This window comes from Pseudomonas capsici, from assembly GCF_017165765.1.
In the GTDB taxonomy this organism is placed as follows: domain Bacteria; phylum Pseudomonadota; class Gammaproteobacteria; order Pseudomonadales; family Pseudomonadaceae; genus Aquipseudomonas; species Aquipseudomonas capsici.
The window spans coordinates 18,198-33,064 of record NZ_JAFGZD010000016.1 but is presented as its reverse complement, the minus strand read 5'-3'; the positions used below and the strand labels follow the sequence as shown (position 1 = coordinate 33,064).

Genomic DNA, 14,867 nt, shown 5'->3' with positions numbered 1-14,867 from the left:
CCGAATTATGGGCACCGGACACGTTCGCCCTTGAAAAGACCTGTAACTCCAGGATGGAACATGCAAAACACCGTGATTCGTTATAACTGCGTGGGCTGCGGAGTCTGCTGCAAAGGCCGTCTCATACCTCTGACGTTGAACGAGGCCGAACAATGGCTGGCCCGCGGACATGATGTTGCAGTCGTGCTGGAGGCCTTCAATGAACTGACCTGGCCCGCCGACTCGGGACAATATGCTCACAGTGCAGGCAGGTCGGTCGCGGTCAACCGTGACGACAGCAGCATTCGCGTCATTGCGGTGTTCGTTGCCAATGCTCTGGACCAGTGTCCGAACCTGCGTGCGGATAACCTGTGTGGCATCTATGAAGAGCGCCCGCTGGTCTGCCGGATCTATCCGATGGAAATCAATCCGTTCATTGAAATGAGCAGTGACAACAAGGTCTGCCCGCCCGAGTCATGGGGCAGTGGTGACATTCTCTGTACCGACGGTGTGGCCAACCCCGAGCTTAAGGAATTGGTCAACCGCTCCAGACAAGCCGATGTGGCGGACGCTGCAACCAAGATCGCCATCTGCGCACAGTTGGGTATCAAGGTCGCGAGCTGGAAGGAAAATGCATTTGCGGTCTATTTCCCGGAACGCCTGAAACTGATCGAGGCAATCCGTCAGAGCAAGGAGGCCGCAGTGGATGACTGGGCCGAAGACTGGAAAGTACGGGCCGACGATCCGCAACTGCGTGAGCGCCTGATTGCCAACCGTGTCCCGCTGGCCAGCAGTGAGACGAGCGATTACATCTTTCACAGGCTTTGAGTAGAGGTGGACAGGACTGTCCACCTCACGTGCATCACGAAGACGATTTCAGCAGATCCCACAAAACCTCGTCATTGAAGTCGCGGATAACGCTTTTGGCACCGGCGGCTCGCAACTGCTTTTCATCAAGCCCCGACAGGACGCCGAAGGTATGAATGCCGGCAGCGTTCGCCGATTGCACACCCGCCAGCGAGTCCTCGAAGGCAAGTGCGTTGTCGGCGCTTGCGCCCAACAGTTCCAGAGCCGTCAGGTAAGGCATGGGATGAGGCTTGCCGCGCTCCAGTTCACCGCCGATGACGATGGTCTCGAAACGATCGATGATACCCAGGCCGGTCAGCATGGCCATGGCGTTTTCTCGCGGTGCGTTGGTCACCACGGCCGTGCGCAGGCCAGTGCTGCGGGCATGATCGAGAATGCGTAGCACGCCCGGCACGGGAATGGTTTCCTTGAGTTGAGCGCGGAACATGGCTTCTTTCTGGGCCGCCATATCCGCGTATTGCGAGGCGGGTATATCTGGAAACAGGCCGCCGAAAATCATGTCGTCCGGGAAGCCCATGACATGGGCCTTGTAGTAGCTGAGGTCCATCGAGCGTTCCCAGCGTGCCAGTAACTGGTTGTAGGCGTTCAGGTGCAATTCATCGGTATCGATGAGGGTTCCGTCCAGATCGAACAACAGCGCAGAAAGGGCCATTGACTCTTACTCCTTTAAATGTGCAGTAGTGTTGCCCAGGGACCAGACACCTCGCAGGGCCGGTACCAGCGGCAACATGAGAAGGGGGTAGATGATCAGCAGGCTGAAGGCGGCTTCGACCCCTATGCGTTCGGACAGCACTCCCAGCAGAAACGGTGCCAGCAACAACGCGACGCCCACGGCTTGTGAGGCCTGGCTACTGAGTGCCGAGCTTGCCTGGGGCGCGACACGCATGGCAGAGCCCAGAATCAGCGGGAAGAAATTGCCCAGGCAGGCACCGAGTACAAAGATGAATATTGCTGTACCGACCAGCCCTTCGATAAACGACAGCACCAGCAGTGTAGCAATAGCGCTCAGAATCACCGAACTCAGTAATGTCAGCGGTGATATGCGACGCAGAGCATAGCTGCTGGCCAGGCGTCCGCAGACGGTGCCGGCAAAGTAAAGGCTCATCAGCGTTGCGGCCACCGATGCGCTGGTCTGCACATGGGTCTTGATGTATTCCGCGCCCCAGAAGCCCACCCCCCATTCCGCCGAGATCCCGAGAATCACCAGCGCCCACAGGCTGAGCCGGGTCAGGCGCTGCGCACCCTGAGTGTCCTGGACCGTTTCCGCTGAAACGCTCTGGTCAGACTCCGGTCGATGGATCGCCAACGGTGCACAGAACATCATCAAGGCCCACGCGCTGACGATCAGCGGAGCCGTGCGCCAGGACAGTCCCATGGCCGTCGCGGCCCCGACCAGCAGCGCACCGCCCAGCACACAGAGTCCGGCCACAATATGCGCTTCCACCAGTTTGGCGGCAGCCTGCTGACGATAGCGTTTGCCGAGCATGGCCTGGCCGACGGCCATGACCAGACCGCCGGACAAGCCCATGAGCACGCTGCCCGGCAGGGTCATCGGCAAGCCGCCCGCGATGGCCAACAGTCCGCTCGCCAGCACGATCGAGCCTATTGCGATACGCCCGGTGCCGATTGGCAAGGTCCTTCGTTCCAGCCAGCGATACGGGATACCGATCAGCACCAGCCCCAATGCATAGGCGGCGAAATGCAGGCCGGTCCAGCGCAGGTCCAGAGCGAATTCGGCACGCAGAAACGGCATCAAAGGGCCGAGCATGCCCTGCTGGGCGCCGAACAGCCCGAACATCAGGTAAATCGACCAGGGGCGTCGCTCTGTGTGAGCCGTGTCTGTCATAGGCCTGCCTTTGTGTCGAACAGTGAATGCCAGCGTGCGCAACGAGCAACCTTGGCATGGCTGGCCTCGATGGCATCCAGCGCTTTCAGATCGACCGCTGCCAGCGTTTCGCTGGACACGCCGCCGACCACGACCTTGCCGTAGCTTCTGCTGATTGCTGCAGCGTGCGGCGAGAGCATCCAGTTGAGCGCCTTTATCGCTTCGGGTGCCCGTGGCGAACCGGCGCGGCAGCCGAATACTTCAAACTCATAGCGCCGGGCATCGGCGGGTACGCACCAGCGCAATGCAGGATGCTGCGCCGCTGCGCGAGTGGCCGCCGTGGACACCGTCACCCCGACGAGTGCGCGGCCTTCAAGCACGTCCTCTATCGGTGCCGTCGAAGATCCGCTGATCGAGGGGTGTAGCCGAGCAATGTTGCCCAGCATGTCCCAGGCCCCATCGCCGTAATGCTCCAGCAGTGCGCTCAGATGCAGATAGCCGGCCCCCGAACGACCCGGATCCGGCAGGGCAATGCGTTGTGACCATGCCGGTGCGCAGAGCGCCTCCCAGGAGAGCGGCGGTGTCAGGCCGTTTGCGGCCAGCACTTGCGGGGCGTAGCAAAAGGCAGGCACGAAGCCTGACGGGCTGAACCAGCGCCTGTCGGCTGCAATCGCCTCGGGAGGCAATGTCGAGCCATCCAGTCCGTCAAGAACCCGCAACTGTGAAGCCAGTGCGGGATCGAGGAGGGCGGTGGCAGCGGTCCCCAGCAGCAGGTCCCAGTCGCCTGCCGTGCCGTTGATCACGCGTTCGATCAACTCCGAGGTGGACCAGCGTGAAAGGCGCACAGGCACGCCGGTATGCTCGCGGATACCCGCCATGAACTCGGCAAGCTCGGCGTGTTCCATCGAACTGATCGCGATAAGTTCATCCATGCCTGGCCTCAATCCAGCAGTCGATGCAGTTTGGCGTACTGCAGGAGCATGATGGTCTTGCCGTCGCAGATCGCGCCGGTCTCGATCATCGACAGCGCTTCGTCCAGAGGCACTTCGAGGACTTCGATGTCTTCGCCTTCGTCCTCCAGGCCGCCCCCGGCGCTCAGCTTGTCTTCGTCGAAATACTCCCCGACAAAGAAGTACAAGCGCTCGGTCACCGATCCCGGACTCATGAAGGCTTCAAATACCTTGCGCACTTCCTGGATGCGATAACCGGTTTCTTCCTCGGTTTCCTTGCGGATGCAGGTCTGTGGATCGTCGCGGTCCAGCAGCCCGGCACAGGTCTCGATGAGCATGCCGTCGTGTTCGTTGACGAAGGCGGGAAAGCGGAACTGCCGGGTCAGGACGACCGTCTGTTTCAGCTTGCTGTAGAGCAGGATGGTCGCGCCGTTGCCCCGGTCATAGGTTTCGCGGGTCAGGGTGCTCCAGGTGCCGTTGTTGCTCTGAAAGTCGTAGGTGGTCTTGCGCAGGACGTACCAGTTGTCCGACAGCACTTCGACATTCTTGATGCGCACCCGGTCCTTGGTGGGAATAGCCTTGCTCATGGCTTGGCTCCCAGATGAGTGGCGTTGGGCGCAACGGTCAGCAGGCGTGCAACCATTTCCGGATCGCGATGCTCAGGGGCCGTCATGACCGCCGTGTCCAGCGCGTGGTCGCAGCCGGCCGAGCAGGCACCCCGGTGCTCGCCCAGCCGGGTGACGGCTTCGGTGACCAGACGGCGGGTCAGGGTGAAGGTGTCGGCCATGCGCTCGGCAACCAGAGTAGCGTTCACGTCTTCGTGGGATTCGTGCCAGCAATCGAAGTCGGTGGGGATCGCAATCATCGCGTAGCAAAGCTCTGCTTCGCGGGCCAGTTTGGCTTCGGGCATCGCGGTCATGCCGATCACGGTGCCACCCCATTGACGATAGAGGTGGGATTCGGCGCGGGTCGAGAACTGTGGCCCTTCCATGACCACGTAAGTGCCGCCATTGAGGGCCTGCACGTCAGCGGTCTGTGCAGCGGTTGCCAAGACCGAACGCATGCGTCCGCATACCGGGTCGCCAAACGGCACATGGCCGACCAGACCCGGTCCGAAGAAAGTCTTGTCACGCTTGATCGTGCGGTCAATGTATTGATCGATCAGCACGAAGCTGCCCGGTGGCGCATCGTGGGTCAGGCTGCCCACGGCACTCACCGATAACACCTGGGTACAGCCGACACTGCGCAACGCGGCGATATTGGCCCGCACATTGATGAACGCTGGCGGGATGGTGTGTCCGACGCCATGGCGCTGCACGAAGGCCACCGGCACATTGTTGAGCGTGCCCAGGGTTATGGCCGACGAAGGTTTGCCGAACGCCGTCTCGCATTCGACCAGCTCGATATCTTTCAGGCCGGGCAGTTGCTGAAGGCCACTGCCGCCAATGATGCCGATGCGTTGAACCTGCTGGTTTGTCGATGAGTTGTTCACACGCTGCCTCTCGTCTTCAGGGTGTTTTCTGGATGTCCGGTGGTCACCAGACGTTCATACAGTTCGGAAAGCGCAGTGGGGGCGCTGCCACGCTTGAGCAGCAGGCCTTCACTGGCGTTGTTGCTGTAGCGGGGCTCATGAATCTTCAGGTGCCGGTCGATGGCTGGCAGGTAGTTCCAGCGAACGCCGGGGTACAGTGAGTGCGCTAGATGGTAGGCGTCGGATGTCGGGGCAATGAACACGCGAATCAGCCATCCGCTGATGCCGAAATAATCGGTGGGGCGGCCTGCCAGGTATTCGAGGTCGCGTCGATCTTTTGATGTTCCTTCGACAAACCAGCGATGTTCGGTGAGCAGCGATACCCAGGCAAAGACCGGATATGAGGTCATCAGCGGGACCAGCCAGCCAAACAGCACGCCTTTCCAGCCACCGGCCCAGTAGAGCAGGGCGGCGACCGCTATCAGACACAGCACCCGCAGCACCGTGGTCAGCCGCGAATGGTTCAACAGGCTGTTGCGTGCCATGGTCGTCAGGTTGACCCAGGCGCCACCGGGCGTCAGCGGGTAGAGCAGCAGTGCATGGAAACTGCCGGATGAAATGCCTGCCACATAGCCACCGGCCTGGACCCTGGCCCGGTTCGGGTCACGGTCGGGGTGATTGGGATTGCGATGGTGTTCCATCGTATGGGTCTGATGGCGACTGCGCATGTCGCGTTTGAACGCCGGAAACTGATAGAAAACGTTACTCAGCCACCACTGCCATTCATGGTTGGGGCATAGCGCGAAATGCACGGCGTTGTGTCCGAACTCCTGCAGGGCACGCAGGCGTCCGCCACTCCAGAGCACCACCAGCAGCCACATCAGCGGTGTCGAGTAGATCGATGCCAGCACCACGGCGGCCACGATATCCAGCCAGGTCCAGATGAAGGGCAGGGGCGCGAACCACTCATCCAGTGGCCGGTAGTAGTGTTCCTTGCGGCCGGCAATCCGAGGTTCCAGCTTCAGCAGCCGCAGAATGCGCTGATGATCGCGGTAATAAAAGGTGACCAGCGCGCGCAATGCCAATGCAGTGCTGATCAGGCCGAGCAGAACCATATGCGAGGTGGTCATGGTCAGGCCTCCCCGGTTTCGGCGCAGAGTGCCTGAGCAGGCACAAAGCGTTGCAGCAGTTCATCCAGACTGCCGAACAGCGGCGCACCGCTGACGCGCAGGCGCTCGCTGTTCTGATGGCCTGTCGAGACCAGTACCGGCGACCAACCTACCGCATTCGCCACTTCGAAATCGTGTAGCGTATCGCCGACGAACAGGGTGCGTGAGGCGGGAGTACCCAGTGTCTCTTGCAGGATCACGGCCTCGGCCGTCTTGCTGGTCGCCTGGTTGTGGCTCAGCCCCACGACATGTTCGAAATAGTCATACAGGCCTTTGGCTCTAAGGGTCTGAACCAGCACATCGCAATGCGACGCCGAGAGTATCGAGACGCCGATACCGGCACGTTTTGCGGCCTCGAGGAACTCGATCACACCCGGATGCAGCGGACAGTGGGCGACATTCGCGTCGAAGTGCTCCAGATAGTGCTGGACGATGGTGGAGAAGGGCACGCGGTCCAGATCGAAGCCGAGTGAGGCGTAGAAACCGGCAATCGGAAAGTCGAACCTGGCCCGGTATTGATCAGCGGTAATGGGCGGGACGTCGAAATGTTCGCCGCAACGATTCACGGCGAAGACAGCAAGATCGATATCGTCGATCAAGGTACCGTTCCAGTCGAACACTACATGTTCGATACCGGAAAAATGCAGGGGGTCGTCGATCATTGTCGGGTGATCCTGGGAAATAGGGCATTGAGTGCGATGCGCGACGCGATCGCCGGCGAGTAGAGCCGGCCGGGGTCCATCACCAGATTGGTCACACCGATCTGGGTTTCCAGCGCCCGGCGATTGTCTGCCGAAAGCTTGCCAAGCCCGGCGCCGTACCAATGGTCGAAGCGGGTGCGCCAGGTGCGTTCGCCGGAGGTTTCCGGGAAGCGGAAATCTTCGGTCGTGGCCATGTTCCATGCGCCGTCGACCACGCCGCACAGCAAGCCTTGCAACTGATGACAACTGAGCGAGCGGGTCAGCAGCGCGTCCAGATGGTTTTCGATGCAATCGGCTTCGAGTGCGCCGATGGTCATGCCCTGGCTGTACAGCGGGTTCATGCTGCTCAAGGCATCACCCACCACCAGCAAACCTTGCGGCCAGTGTTCGAGGCGGTCGTAATGGGTGCGGCGGCTGCCGGGCATCTTGAAGGTGAAAACTTCCGACAGCGGTTCGGCTTCGCGGATGACTTCGTGGATATCGGGCACCGGCAGGTTGGCCAGTGCCTGCAGAAAGTCGTCCGGGTCCTTGCCGGGAAAGTGGCCGAACCAGCCACCGGTAGTCACCATCCAGCGGTCACCCTCGATGGGGCTGATGACCCCCATGGAGCGTTGTTCCGGAGCCGTTGGCAGCACCAGCAGCACTTGCCATTGCTCGGCAAAAGCGGGGAGCCGCTTGTAGATACGCGATGCATAACCCAGCTCGGTCTTGACCACGCTGTTCTGCACCGTGCCGAAGCCGGCCTCTTTAAGCCAGGAGGGCATGTGCGTGCCCCGGCCGCTGGCGTCCACCAGCAGATCGCAGGGCAGGTGTTGCGCACCCGAGCCGTTGTCGATGGTTACGCCGTTGACATGGCGCTGTCCTTCGGCACCGGCAAACTCGATCCCTGTCACTCGCGTGCCGGACAGAATCTCGACCTGAGGCACTGTTGTCAGGCAGCGGCGCAATTGGTTGTCGATGAGTCTGCGGCTGCAATAGTGGGCGTGGATGCCGCTGCGGTAACGGTTTTTCCAGCGCCCGCGCTGATACCACTTCACATCGTGTCCCAGGTCCGCTACCTGAGCACCTTCCTTTTCCAGCGCACTCAGCAGGCCCGGATAAATGCCCTCCATGATCTGTTTGCCGCGCAACAGCAACAGATGCACGTGATGTTCCTGTGGAAGGCTCTGGCGCGGACCGGTTTCGTCGTAGAAATCGCTTTTCTCGATCACGGTGACACGCTCGAAGCGCTTCGCCAGCACGGCAGCGGTCAGGCAGCCGGTCACGCTGCCGCCGATCACTACCGCATGGCCCGAGCGTGTGCCCGATTCAGTTGGGAGAGTAGTCATTGAGCACCTTGGCGATGTAATGCAGGTCGTCGTCCTGCAGATCCGGGTGCAATGGCACCGTCGTCAATGAACGCAGCAACCTGGCAGCATTGGGGCAATCACGGTGATAGCGGGTCAGTAACGGCAGTTGATACAACGGCTGGTTGTCGTACTTGCCGATATCGGACTCGATACCGTGCCGCTGCTGGTAATGCACCAGTTGGCGACCGTCATGTCCCACCGATTGCAGCAACAGCGAATAACCGTTCACCACACCACCGGGGACCACCGGCATCTCGCGAAACGCCGGGTTGTCCAGCAGACCCAGCAGCCGCTCGCGGTTGCTCAGGCGTTGCTCCAGATGAGCACCGAGCTGACGTGACCGGGCCAGGCCCAGAGCCGCCTGCAGACCGCCCAGTTTCAGGTTGATGCCCAGGGACTCGCCGGTCAGATTGCCGAAGCGGGTATAGGCGCGAATGCGCCGTGCCCGCTCATCGTCATCGGTCATCACGAAGCCGCCTTCGCCGGTGGAGATGAACTTGCAGTCATGGGTGCTGAAGCAACTGATATCGCCATGACGTGCCAGCCATGTTCCGTCCAGACGGGTCATGTGGGCGTGAGCCAGATCCTGGATCAGCGGGATTCCGGTTTCCTTCACCAATGCCCAGGTCGCGTTCGAATTGATCGGGTAACCCCACATCGGTACTTCGATGACTGCGCAGGTGCGCGGCCTGATACAGCGCCGCAGATCCAGCGGATCAAGACCGAAACTGTCCGGCGCGACATCGCAGAACACCGGAACAAGTCCCAGTGCGAGAATGGGCAGTACCGTACAGATCGGTCCGGTCGGGGCGACGATGACTTCATCCCCAGGTCGGAAATCGACACCAGCCAGAGCCGCCGTCACAGAAGCCGCACCTGAAGAAACGCTGATCACATGCTTGATGCCGTACAGCGCAGAAATCGCGGCTTCGTACTCTTCGACAATCGGCGAGGTGCCGGTCAGGCCCGAGTGCAGGGCCCGTTCCAGCTCGTGCAGGTCGTCAGCCGAGTGCAGGGTGCCTTTCTGGGTAATGGTTCTCGGGTTCATGACGACACCTTTTTCCCCACCAGATCCCACAGCGCTTCGTCTGCGAAGATTCGGTCGACCATTCGCCGGAAGTTGGGAAACATCTGCAGCGCTGCCGTTTCCTGATGGCTGAAGAAACGCGCATTTTCCACCTCTCTGTCGTCCGGGCAGGCGAGCAGAGGAGTGGCCGTGACATAGATCAGGTCAAGGTGATAGTGCGGTCCGCGCTTGTCATCGATGTATTCGCACAGCACCCGATAGGGTTGGTGCAAGACGGTGACATCGGTTTCGACATCGGCGAGTTCTTCGTCGCGCTCGCCGAGCAGTTCGGCCTGGATGCCCGTTTCCTCGAAAATCTCTCTGAGCACGGCGGCGTCCGGCGTTTCCCCTTGTTCGATATGGCCGCCCGGATACAGCCAGACACCGAGCTTGCGGTGATGCAACAGCAGCATCTTCCGGTCCGGGTTCAAGACGAACCCGGACGCGGTGAAATGCCGATCCAGTTGTGAGCGATCGAGAGGCGCCGTCATTCAGGCGGCACCGTACTGATTGATGCGTTCGGCCATGTAGTCCAGTTCCGTCTGGGTAATGTCCGGATGAACCGGAATGGTCGTCATGCCTGCCAGCAGGGCTTCGGCATTCGGACACTCGTTGCGGTATTGGGCAAGTGCCGGGAATTCATAGAGCGCCTTGCAGCCATAGCGCTTGATGTCGGAAGGGATGCCCGCATCATCGAGGTAGTCGATGAAAGCACGGTTGTCGGCAAAATGTAGCTCAAGGTTGAGAAAGTAATAGTTCGGCTGGCCGCCATCGATGATTTTTTTCTCCCGGACCTTGCTGTGATCCAGCTTGCTGAGGAAGTAGGCCGCGTTTGCCCGGCGCTTCTCGATCTGGCCGGCCAGAGACGCCAGACGGCTGCCGCCCAGGGCTGCCGGCAGTGCCGCAAGCTTGTAGTTGAGGCCGAAATCCTTGCCATTGAGGTTGCCGAAGCGGCTGTAGTCGCGGCAGCGCTGCGCCAGTGCATCGTCATCGGTGAGGATGAAACCGCCTTCGCCGGTGGCCAGTGGCTTGCGCTCATGGGTGCTGAAACAGGACAGGTCACCGAACTGCGACAGCGGACGGCCCTGAAGGGTCGTGCCATGGGAGTGAGCCAGGTCCAGAATCAGCTTGATGCCCAGCTCATGGGTCAGCAGGCGCAACTCGTCGACTTCGGTCGGGTAGCCCCACATCGGGATGTCGATGATGGCCTTGGTGTTTGGTGTAATGCGCGCCTTGATCGAGGCTGGGTCTGCGCCGAAGCCATGGGCACGGGTATCGACGAAGATCGGGTTGGCACCAGCCGCAATGATCGGGTAGATGGTGCACAGCGGGCAGCTCGGAGTCAGCAGCACGTCATCGCCCGGACCTACGCCCGAGGCGTAAATGGCCACGCTGAGGGCTGCGCCGCCTGACGATACGGCAATGGCGTGCTGTGCCTCGAACCATTCGGCGAGTTTGCCTTCGTATTCGCCCACCACGTCGCTGGTGCCCGACAGCGGGCGTTCCAGGGTCAGTTTCATGGTGAGCAGATCGTCCGCATAAACGGGGCGATATTTATCTGAAACGGGTGCATTTACGGTATTTGAAAGATTGGCTGACATGTCATGTATTCCATTACAGGCTTTGGGTGGAAGAAGGCTCAGGCGCTGAGGGGCAGATTCTGTTCGGCTGCGCCGCAGATGCTTTCGATTACCTTGTAGGTCGGACGCAGGCTTTCGAAGCTCGCTTCAAAGGCTGTGTTGGTACGCACGGCATGGAAGAACTTTTCCAGCTCGCCGAAATAACCGCTGCGCTCATAGCCCGAATCCAGTGGTCCTGGCTGCCACGCCCCACGCCAGCGTTTGGCCGTACCGGTAGCACTGGTGCCGTGTTCCGGTTCGTGCATAGTGATGTTCCACAGGTTGTTGAGCTCCACCATCATCGAGTTCGAGCTGACAATCTTCATGTCGAATTCAAAGTAGGGGAACAGGGTGCCGCTGAGCAGGCTGACGCTGGCACCTGTGGTGAATTGCAGCTCAAGGCTGACCAGCAGCGAGTCGCCATGGCGCTGAACCCGGGACTCGATATCACGCAGCTCGCCACCCCCGAAGGTCACGCCCAGGTCGATGGTGTGGATGGCCTGGGCCAGCAGGAAGGAGCGCAGCGTCGAATCCAGTCCCCAGAGCGGCGACGTGGGTTTGCTTGCATAGTGATTGAGCTGAACATGCACGGTCTGGCCGAACTGTTCGGTGCTGGTCATCTTGCGCAGCTGCTGCATGGGCTTGGCGAACTTGAAGTTCATGCCGACGCCGGTGATGACTTTGGCATCCTTGCTGGCAGCGATCAGTTCTTCCAGTTCGTCGAGGGTGAAGCAAGGCGGCTTTTCGACAAATACGTGTACACCCTTGGCCATGGCCTTGAACGAAAGATCGCGGTGCGCCTGGGGTGGGCAGGCCATGACCACCGCATCGAGTCTGGCCGATGCCAGCATCTCGTCGAAGTTGTCGGTGATCATCACGTTGGATACGAAACGATTGATTTGTTCGGCACGGGTACGGTCACTGTCGCAGACCGCCACGATACGAATATCCGGCATTTGCAGAAGTGTGGGTAACAGGTTTTCCTGCATTTGTGCGCCGAGACCAACAATACCAACTCTGAGTCCAGTCATCATTATCTCCGTCTTGGAAAATCAATATTCAATTGGAAGTACGGACGAGCGCATGCACAAATTCCGTAACGGATTGTCTTGATAGCAAACCGAATGAATTCAGCACTCGTTTCAAACGTTTAAAGCAAGGCAGATGTCTTTGAACCGGCTAATGAAAGCGATCATTGCGGCTTGCAGCCGGTCTTGTGACAGGGGGGATAAAGTCAGGCGTATTATGGGGCTGCCGTTGCGCGCACTCGCCGCGGGTATCGGGTTTCAGGTCGTTGGAGTGGGCTTTGAGGATGTTCCGGAACCGGGCACGCAACGAAGTTGCATTGTCCTGGCTGATATCCGGAAGTTCGAACATTCTTGCGAACTGTTCATGTGTTTTCTTGAACGGGGAACGGCAGTTGTTTTTCTGATAAGTATTCATGATACGAATCTTCCGTGAATGCCTGACTCAAACTTCAACATCATGTTGAAGCAACTGCGTCACTATGTCCTGTTGACGAAGTACGGGGCAAAATCTATATCGGTGTTTTAGGCATGGCAATACGGGGTATAGAACGAAAGAATATAAAAAACAGAGCGGGCATTATGGCTTTGATATTAAGTCTTTTTGATGAGCTGGTAAGTGTCTTGATTTTCAAAGAGATTTTTCGGCGCACTTCAGCTTCATTAAAAAACATTAATAGTGCGGCATCTCGATCACGTCCCCTTTTTCCCGTTCATCGATTTCACGCAGCAGACGATAAACCTGCGCCACTGCCTGCAAAGTGGCCCGGGGAATGAACTGGCCCACGTTTTCGCGATACAGCGTTCGTGCCAGCCAGACGAAGCGCACCACCGGCACGCCTGCCTTGCGGGCGCGCTCGATGAGTTCCCGGGCATCGGCATCGCGCCCCTTGCAAATGATGCGCGGCAGCGGCGTCTGTTCGGGACGATAGAAAAGGGCCACGGCAAAGTGGGTCGGGTTGACCAGCAGCATATCGGCGTCTTCCACCGGCGCTTTGGCCGGGGCGGCAGAGCCGGGTTGCTGGGAGATTTCCCGGGCCAGGGACTTGCGGTGGGACTTCATGTGCGGGTCGCCTTCGGACTCTTTGTATTCCTTGCGGATATCTTCATGGCTCATGCGCTGACCCTTGATGAAGAAGTATTTCTGCAGGGCAAAGTCGACGATGGCCAGCACCAGCAGCAAGCCCAGACAGATGCGTGACAGGCGTCTGAACAGGTCGACCAGTGCTTTCCAGTAGCTGTCCAGATCCGTCTGGGCAAGGCCGATCAGGTCGCCCAGTGACGGTGGCAGGAGCCAATACAGCACGAGGGTGATCATCACCGCCTTGCACAGGCTGTTGAACAGGTTGAACAACTGGCGCGAAGAGAACATCTGCTGGAACTGGTTGATGGGGTTCAGGCGCTCGAAGTCCAGCTTCAGGGCTTCGGTGGCGAACAGCGGCCCGAACTGGACCCAGCCGCCGGCCAGCCGCATGATTGCGGCAACACCCAGTACCGGGAGCATGAACAGCAGCAACTCCAGGCCTGCCTTGGTCATCACCTCGCCAAGGGCTGCGCCGAAGGGCCGATCCAGCTCCATGATGGGCAGTACCATCAGTTCCTTGAGACGCTCCATGCCGGAGTCCACCATGGCCAGGATCATTTCGATCAGGGCCGCGAAAATGAACAGCTTGGGAATATCCTGGCTTTGCCCGACCTGACCTTTCTTGCGTGCGTCATCGAGCTTTTTCTGCGTGGGTTCTTCGGTTTTTTCGCTCATGGTCCGGCTTCCGGCAGAGGGTGGTCAGGGGATCTGCAACATCAGCGGCAGCAGGTGCGTCAAATCTTTCAGTTCCTCCAGGCGACCTTCGCCCAGCCAGGTGAGCATGGGCATGTACAGCACCAGGAAGCCCAGGCCCACCAGACTCTTGGCCGGCATCGCCAGGGTCGAGACCTGCAGTTGCGGGCTGTACAGACTGAGGATCGCCATGCCGAACTCGATCAGCAGCAACAGGCCTACCAGCGGCGCGGCGTACAGCACCATGAAGCGGAACGTGCTGGCGACCAGCTTGAGATAGACCTCGAACCCCTCGGGGCCGGTGACAGGCACCCATTGGGTGGCGGGCCAGACCAGATAACTGTCCCACATGATCTGGGTCAGGCTGGCGTAACCGCCGCCCAGGATCATCAGCAGAATCATGACCTGCTTGAGCATGTGGCCCAGTTCCGAAGTGTTGTCGCCCAGTGCCGGGTTGATCTGGCCACCCACCAGCGCGCCACGCTGGTTGTCGAACAGGCAGCCGATGGATTCGAACAGCCAGAAGGGCATGGCCAGCAACAGACCCAGCAGCAGACCGATGATGCTTTCCTTGAGCAGGAGCGCCGTGAGGTCCAGCCAGTCGAGGGTCTGACCGGCGAGGGAGGCACGAATACTGGGCATCGGGAACAGGGCCAGGGCCAGGACGATGGTGTGCCGCAGCATGCCCTTGAGTTCGGTGAACGCGAACGCGGGAATCAGGAACAGGCACGGGTACAGCCGCGCCATGCCTACGGTCAGGGCAATGATCGATTCGCTGACTTCCTTGAACGGGAGCTCGAACATCTCAAGGCCTCGTCTGACCGATCATGTTGAAAGACAGGTAGGCCAGTTGCATGAGTTCGATACCTATCCAGCGTCCGGTCAGCGCCAGTGCCACGCCTACGGCAACCAGCTTGATGGCGAACGGCAGAGTCTGATCCTGCAACTGCATCACCGCCTGCAGCAGCGAGGTGATGACACCGACAATCACCGCCACGATCAGCGCCGGAGCGGACAGCACCACCACCAGCAACATGGCCTGCTTGAAAAGCGTCAGGGTTTCCATAAA

At 59.7% G+C, this 14,867-nt stretch carries 17 protein-coding genes; 1 reads left to right on the top strand and 16 read right to left on the bottom strand.

The genetic code is table 11. The features are described from left to right. The first annotated feature begins 60 nt into the window (after nt 1-60). Nucleotides 61-807 (top strand): YkgJ family cysteine cluster protein, encoded by a 747-nt coding sequence (locus JSY17_RS18985; protein ID WP_206402767.1) that lies wholly within the window; start codon nt 61-63, stop codon nt 805-807. A 34-nt stretch (nt 808-841) separates the two neighbouring features. Here JSY17_RS18985 and JSY17_RS18980 read toward each other — a convergent pair whose 3' ends face one another. The 16 genes from JSY17_RS18980 to sctS all read right to left on the bottom strand — a co-directional run bounded on the left by JSY17_RS18980 (nt 842) and on the right by sctS (nt 14,864). Then, entirely contained in the window at nt 842-1,498 is a 657-nt protein-coding gene (locus tag JSY17_RS18980; RefSeq protein ID WP_122371160.1) for an HAD family hydrolase, read from the bottom strand. 6 nt (nt 1,499-1,504) lie between these two features. Beyond that, the gene (locus JSY17_RS18975; RefSeq protein ID WP_206402768.1) at nt 1,505-2,692 is read right to left on the bottom strand and encodes an MFS transporter; all 1,188 of its coding nucleotides are present in this window, start codon (nt 2,690-2,692) and stop codon (nt 1,505-1,507) included. Further along, complete coding sequence (locus tag JSY17_RS18970) at nt 2,689-3,603, bottom strand: ABC transporter substrate-binding protein (protein WP_206402769.1); 915 nt, start codon at nt 3,601-3,603, stop codon at nt 2,689-2,691. Before JSY17_RS18970 ends, JSY17_RS18975 begins: the two co-directional genes overlap by 4 nt. A gap of 8 nt (nt 3,604-3,611) precedes the next feature. Next, on the bottom strand, nt 3,612-4,208 hold the full coding sequence (nudK, locus tag JSY17_RS18965) for a GDP-mannose pyrophosphatase NudK (RefSeq protein ID WP_117165067.1): 597 nt from the start codon (nt 4,206-4,208) through the stop codon (nt 3,612-3,614). Then, nucleotides 4,205-5,113, bottom strand: a complete 909-nt coding sequence (gene mtnP, locus JSY17_RS18960; protein ID WP_117185801.1) for an S-methyl-5'-thioadenosine phosphorylase — start codon at nt 5,111-5,113, stop codon at nt 4,205-4,207. Before mtnP ends, nudK begins: the two co-directional genes overlap by 4 nt. Then, nucleotides 5,110-6,222: a fatty acid desaturase family protein gene (locus JSY17_RS18955; protein WP_200999438.1), complete on the bottom strand. Its 1,113-nt coding sequence runs from the start codon at nt 6,220-6,222 to the stop codon at nt 5,110-5,112. Before JSY17_RS18955 ends, mtnP begins: the two co-directional genes overlap by 4 nt. 2 nt (nt 6,223-6,224) lie before the next feature. Beyond that, complete coding sequence (locus JSY17_RS18950; RefSeq protein ID WP_206402770.1) at nt 6,225-6,923, bottom strand: HAD family hydrolase; 699 nt, start codon at nt 6,921-6,923, stop codon at nt 6,225-6,227. Further along, nucleotides 6,920-8,290, bottom strand: coding sequence for an FAD-dependent oxidoreductase (locus tag JSY17_RS18945; protein WP_206402771.1), 1,371 nt, complete (start codon nt 8,288-8,290; stop codon nt 6,920-6,922). Before JSY17_RS18945 ends, JSY17_RS18950 begins: the two co-directional genes overlap by 4 nt. Next, a complete protein-coding gene (locus tag JSY17_RS18940; protein WP_206402772.1) occupies nt 8,271-9,359 on the bottom strand; it encodes a DegT/DnrJ/EryC1/StrS family aminotransferase in 1,089 nt (362 codons plus the stop codon). The genes JSY17_RS18945 and JSY17_RS18940 overlap by 20 nt, the downstream gene beginning before the upstream one ends. Next, nucleotides 9,356-9,868: an NUDIX hydrolase gene (locus tag JSY17_RS18935; protein ID WP_117165061.1), complete on the bottom strand. Its 513-nt coding sequence runs from the start codon at nt 9,866-9,868 to the stop codon at nt 9,356-9,358. The genes JSY17_RS18940 and JSY17_RS18935 overlap by 4 nt, the downstream gene beginning before the upstream one ends. Beyond that, nucleotides 9,869-10,978, bottom strand: a complete 1,110-nt coding sequence (locus tag JSY17_RS18930; RefSeq protein ID WP_117184452.1) for a DegT/DnrJ/EryC1/StrS family aminotransferase — start codon at nt 10,976-10,978, stop codon at nt 9,869-9,871. A gap of 38 nt (nt 10,979-11,016) precedes the next feature. Next, nucleotides 11,017-12,027 carry a Gfo/Idh/MocA family protein gene (locus JSY17_RS18925; RefSeq protein ID WP_117184453.1) on the bottom strand — a complete coding sequence of 337 codons (1,011 nt, stop codon included), beginning with the start codon at nt 12,025-12,027 and terminating at the stop codon, nt 11,017-11,019. 148 nt (nt 12,028-12,175) lie between these two features. Further along, a complete protein-coding gene (locus JSY17_RS18920) occupies nt 12,176-12,439 on the bottom strand; it encodes a hypothetical protein (protein ID WP_200980394.1) in 264 nt (87 codons plus the stop codon). 255 nt (nt 12,440-12,694) lie between these two features. Beyond that, entirely contained in the window at nt 12,695-13,780 is a 1,086-nt protein-coding gene (sctU, locus tag JSY17_RS18915; protein ID WP_117185792.1) for a type III secretion system export apparatus subunit SctU, read from the bottom strand. A gap of 24 nt (nt 13,781-13,804) precedes the next feature. Then, on the bottom strand, nt 13,805-14,602 hold the full coding sequence (gene sctT, locus JSY17_RS18910) for a type III secretion system export apparatus subunit SctT (RefSeq protein ID WP_117184456.1): 798 nt from the start codon (nt 14,600-14,602) through the stop codon (nt 13,805-13,807). A 1-nt stretch (nt 14,603) separates the two neighbouring features. Next, nucleotides 14,604-14,864: a type III secretion system export apparatus subunit SctS gene (gene sctS, locus JSY17_RS18905; protein WP_025259563.1), complete on the bottom strand. Its 261-nt coding sequence runs from the start codon at nt 14,862-14,864 to the stop codon at nt 14,604-14,606. Nucleotides 14,865-14,867: the final 3 nt, after the last annotated feature.

What these genes read in the sequence shown, in the direction of transcription:
- JSY17_RS18985 (WP_206402767.1), top strand. Translation starts at nt 61, where the DNA reads ATGCAAAACACCGTGATTCGTTATAACTGCGTGGGCTGCGGAGTCTGC.
- JSY17_RS18980 (WP_122371160.1), bottom strand. Translation starts at nt 1,498, where the DNA reads ATGGCCCTTTCTGCGCTGTTGTTCGATCTGGACGGAACCCTCATCGAT.
- JSY17_RS18975 (WP_206402768.1), bottom strand. Translation starts at nt 2,692, where the DNA reads ATGACAGACACGGCTCACACAGAGCGACGCCCCTGGTCGATTTACCTG.
- JSY17_RS18970 (WP_206402769.1), bottom strand. Translation starts at nt 3,603, where the DNA reads ATGGATGAACTTATCGCGATCAGTTCGATGGAACACGCCGAGCTTGCC.
- nudK (WP_117165067.1), bottom strand. Translation starts at nt 4,208, where the DNA reads ATGAGCAAGGCTATTCCCACCAAGGACCGGGTGCGCATCAAGAATGTC.
- JSY17_RS18955 (WP_200999438.1), bottom strand. Translation starts at nt 6,222, where the DNA reads ATGACCACCTCGCATATGGTTCTGCTCGGCCTGATCAGCACTGCATTG.
- JSY17_RS18950 (WP_206402770.1), bottom strand. Translation starts at nt 6,923, where the DNA reads ATGATCGACGACCCCCTGCATTTTTCCGGTATCGAACATGTAGTGTTC.
- JSY17_RS18945 (WP_206402771.1), bottom strand. Translation starts at nt 8,290, where the DNA reads ATGACTACTCTCCCAACTGAATCGGGCACACGCTCGGGCCATGCGGTA.
- JSY17_RS18940 (WP_206402772.1), bottom strand. Translation starts at nt 9,359, where the DNA reads ATGAACCCGAGAACCATTACCCAGAAAGGCACCCTGCACTCGGCTGAC.
- JSY17_RS18935 (WP_117165061.1), bottom strand. Translation starts at nt 9,868, where the DNA reads ATGACGGCGCCTCTCGATCGCTCACAACTGGATCGGCATTTCACCGCG.
- JSY17_RS18930 (WP_117184452.1), bottom strand. Translation starts at nt 10,978, where the DNA reads ATGTCAGCCAATCTTTCAAATACCGTAAATGCACCCGTTTCAGATAAA.
- JSY17_RS18925 (WP_117184453.1), bottom strand. Translation starts at nt 12,027, where the DNA reads ATGACTGGACTCAGAGTTGGTATTGTTGGTCTCGGCGCACAAATGCAG.
- JSY17_RS18920 (WP_200980394.1), bottom strand. Translation starts at nt 12,439, where the DNA reads ATGAATACTTATCAGAAAAACAACTGCCGTTCCCCGTTCAAGAAAACA.
- sctU (WP_117185792.1), bottom strand. Translation starts at nt 13,780, where the DNA reads ATGAGCGAAAAAACCGAAGAACCCACGCAGAAAAAGCTCGATGACGCA.
- sctT (WP_117184456.1), bottom strand. Translation starts at nt 14,602, where the DNA reads ATGTTCGAGCTCCCGTTCAAGGAAGTCAGCGAATCGATCATTGCCCTG.
- sctS (WP_025259563.1), bottom strand. Translation starts at nt 14,864, where the DNA reads ATGGAAACCCTGACGCTTTTCAAGCAGGCCATGTTGCTGGTGGTGGTG.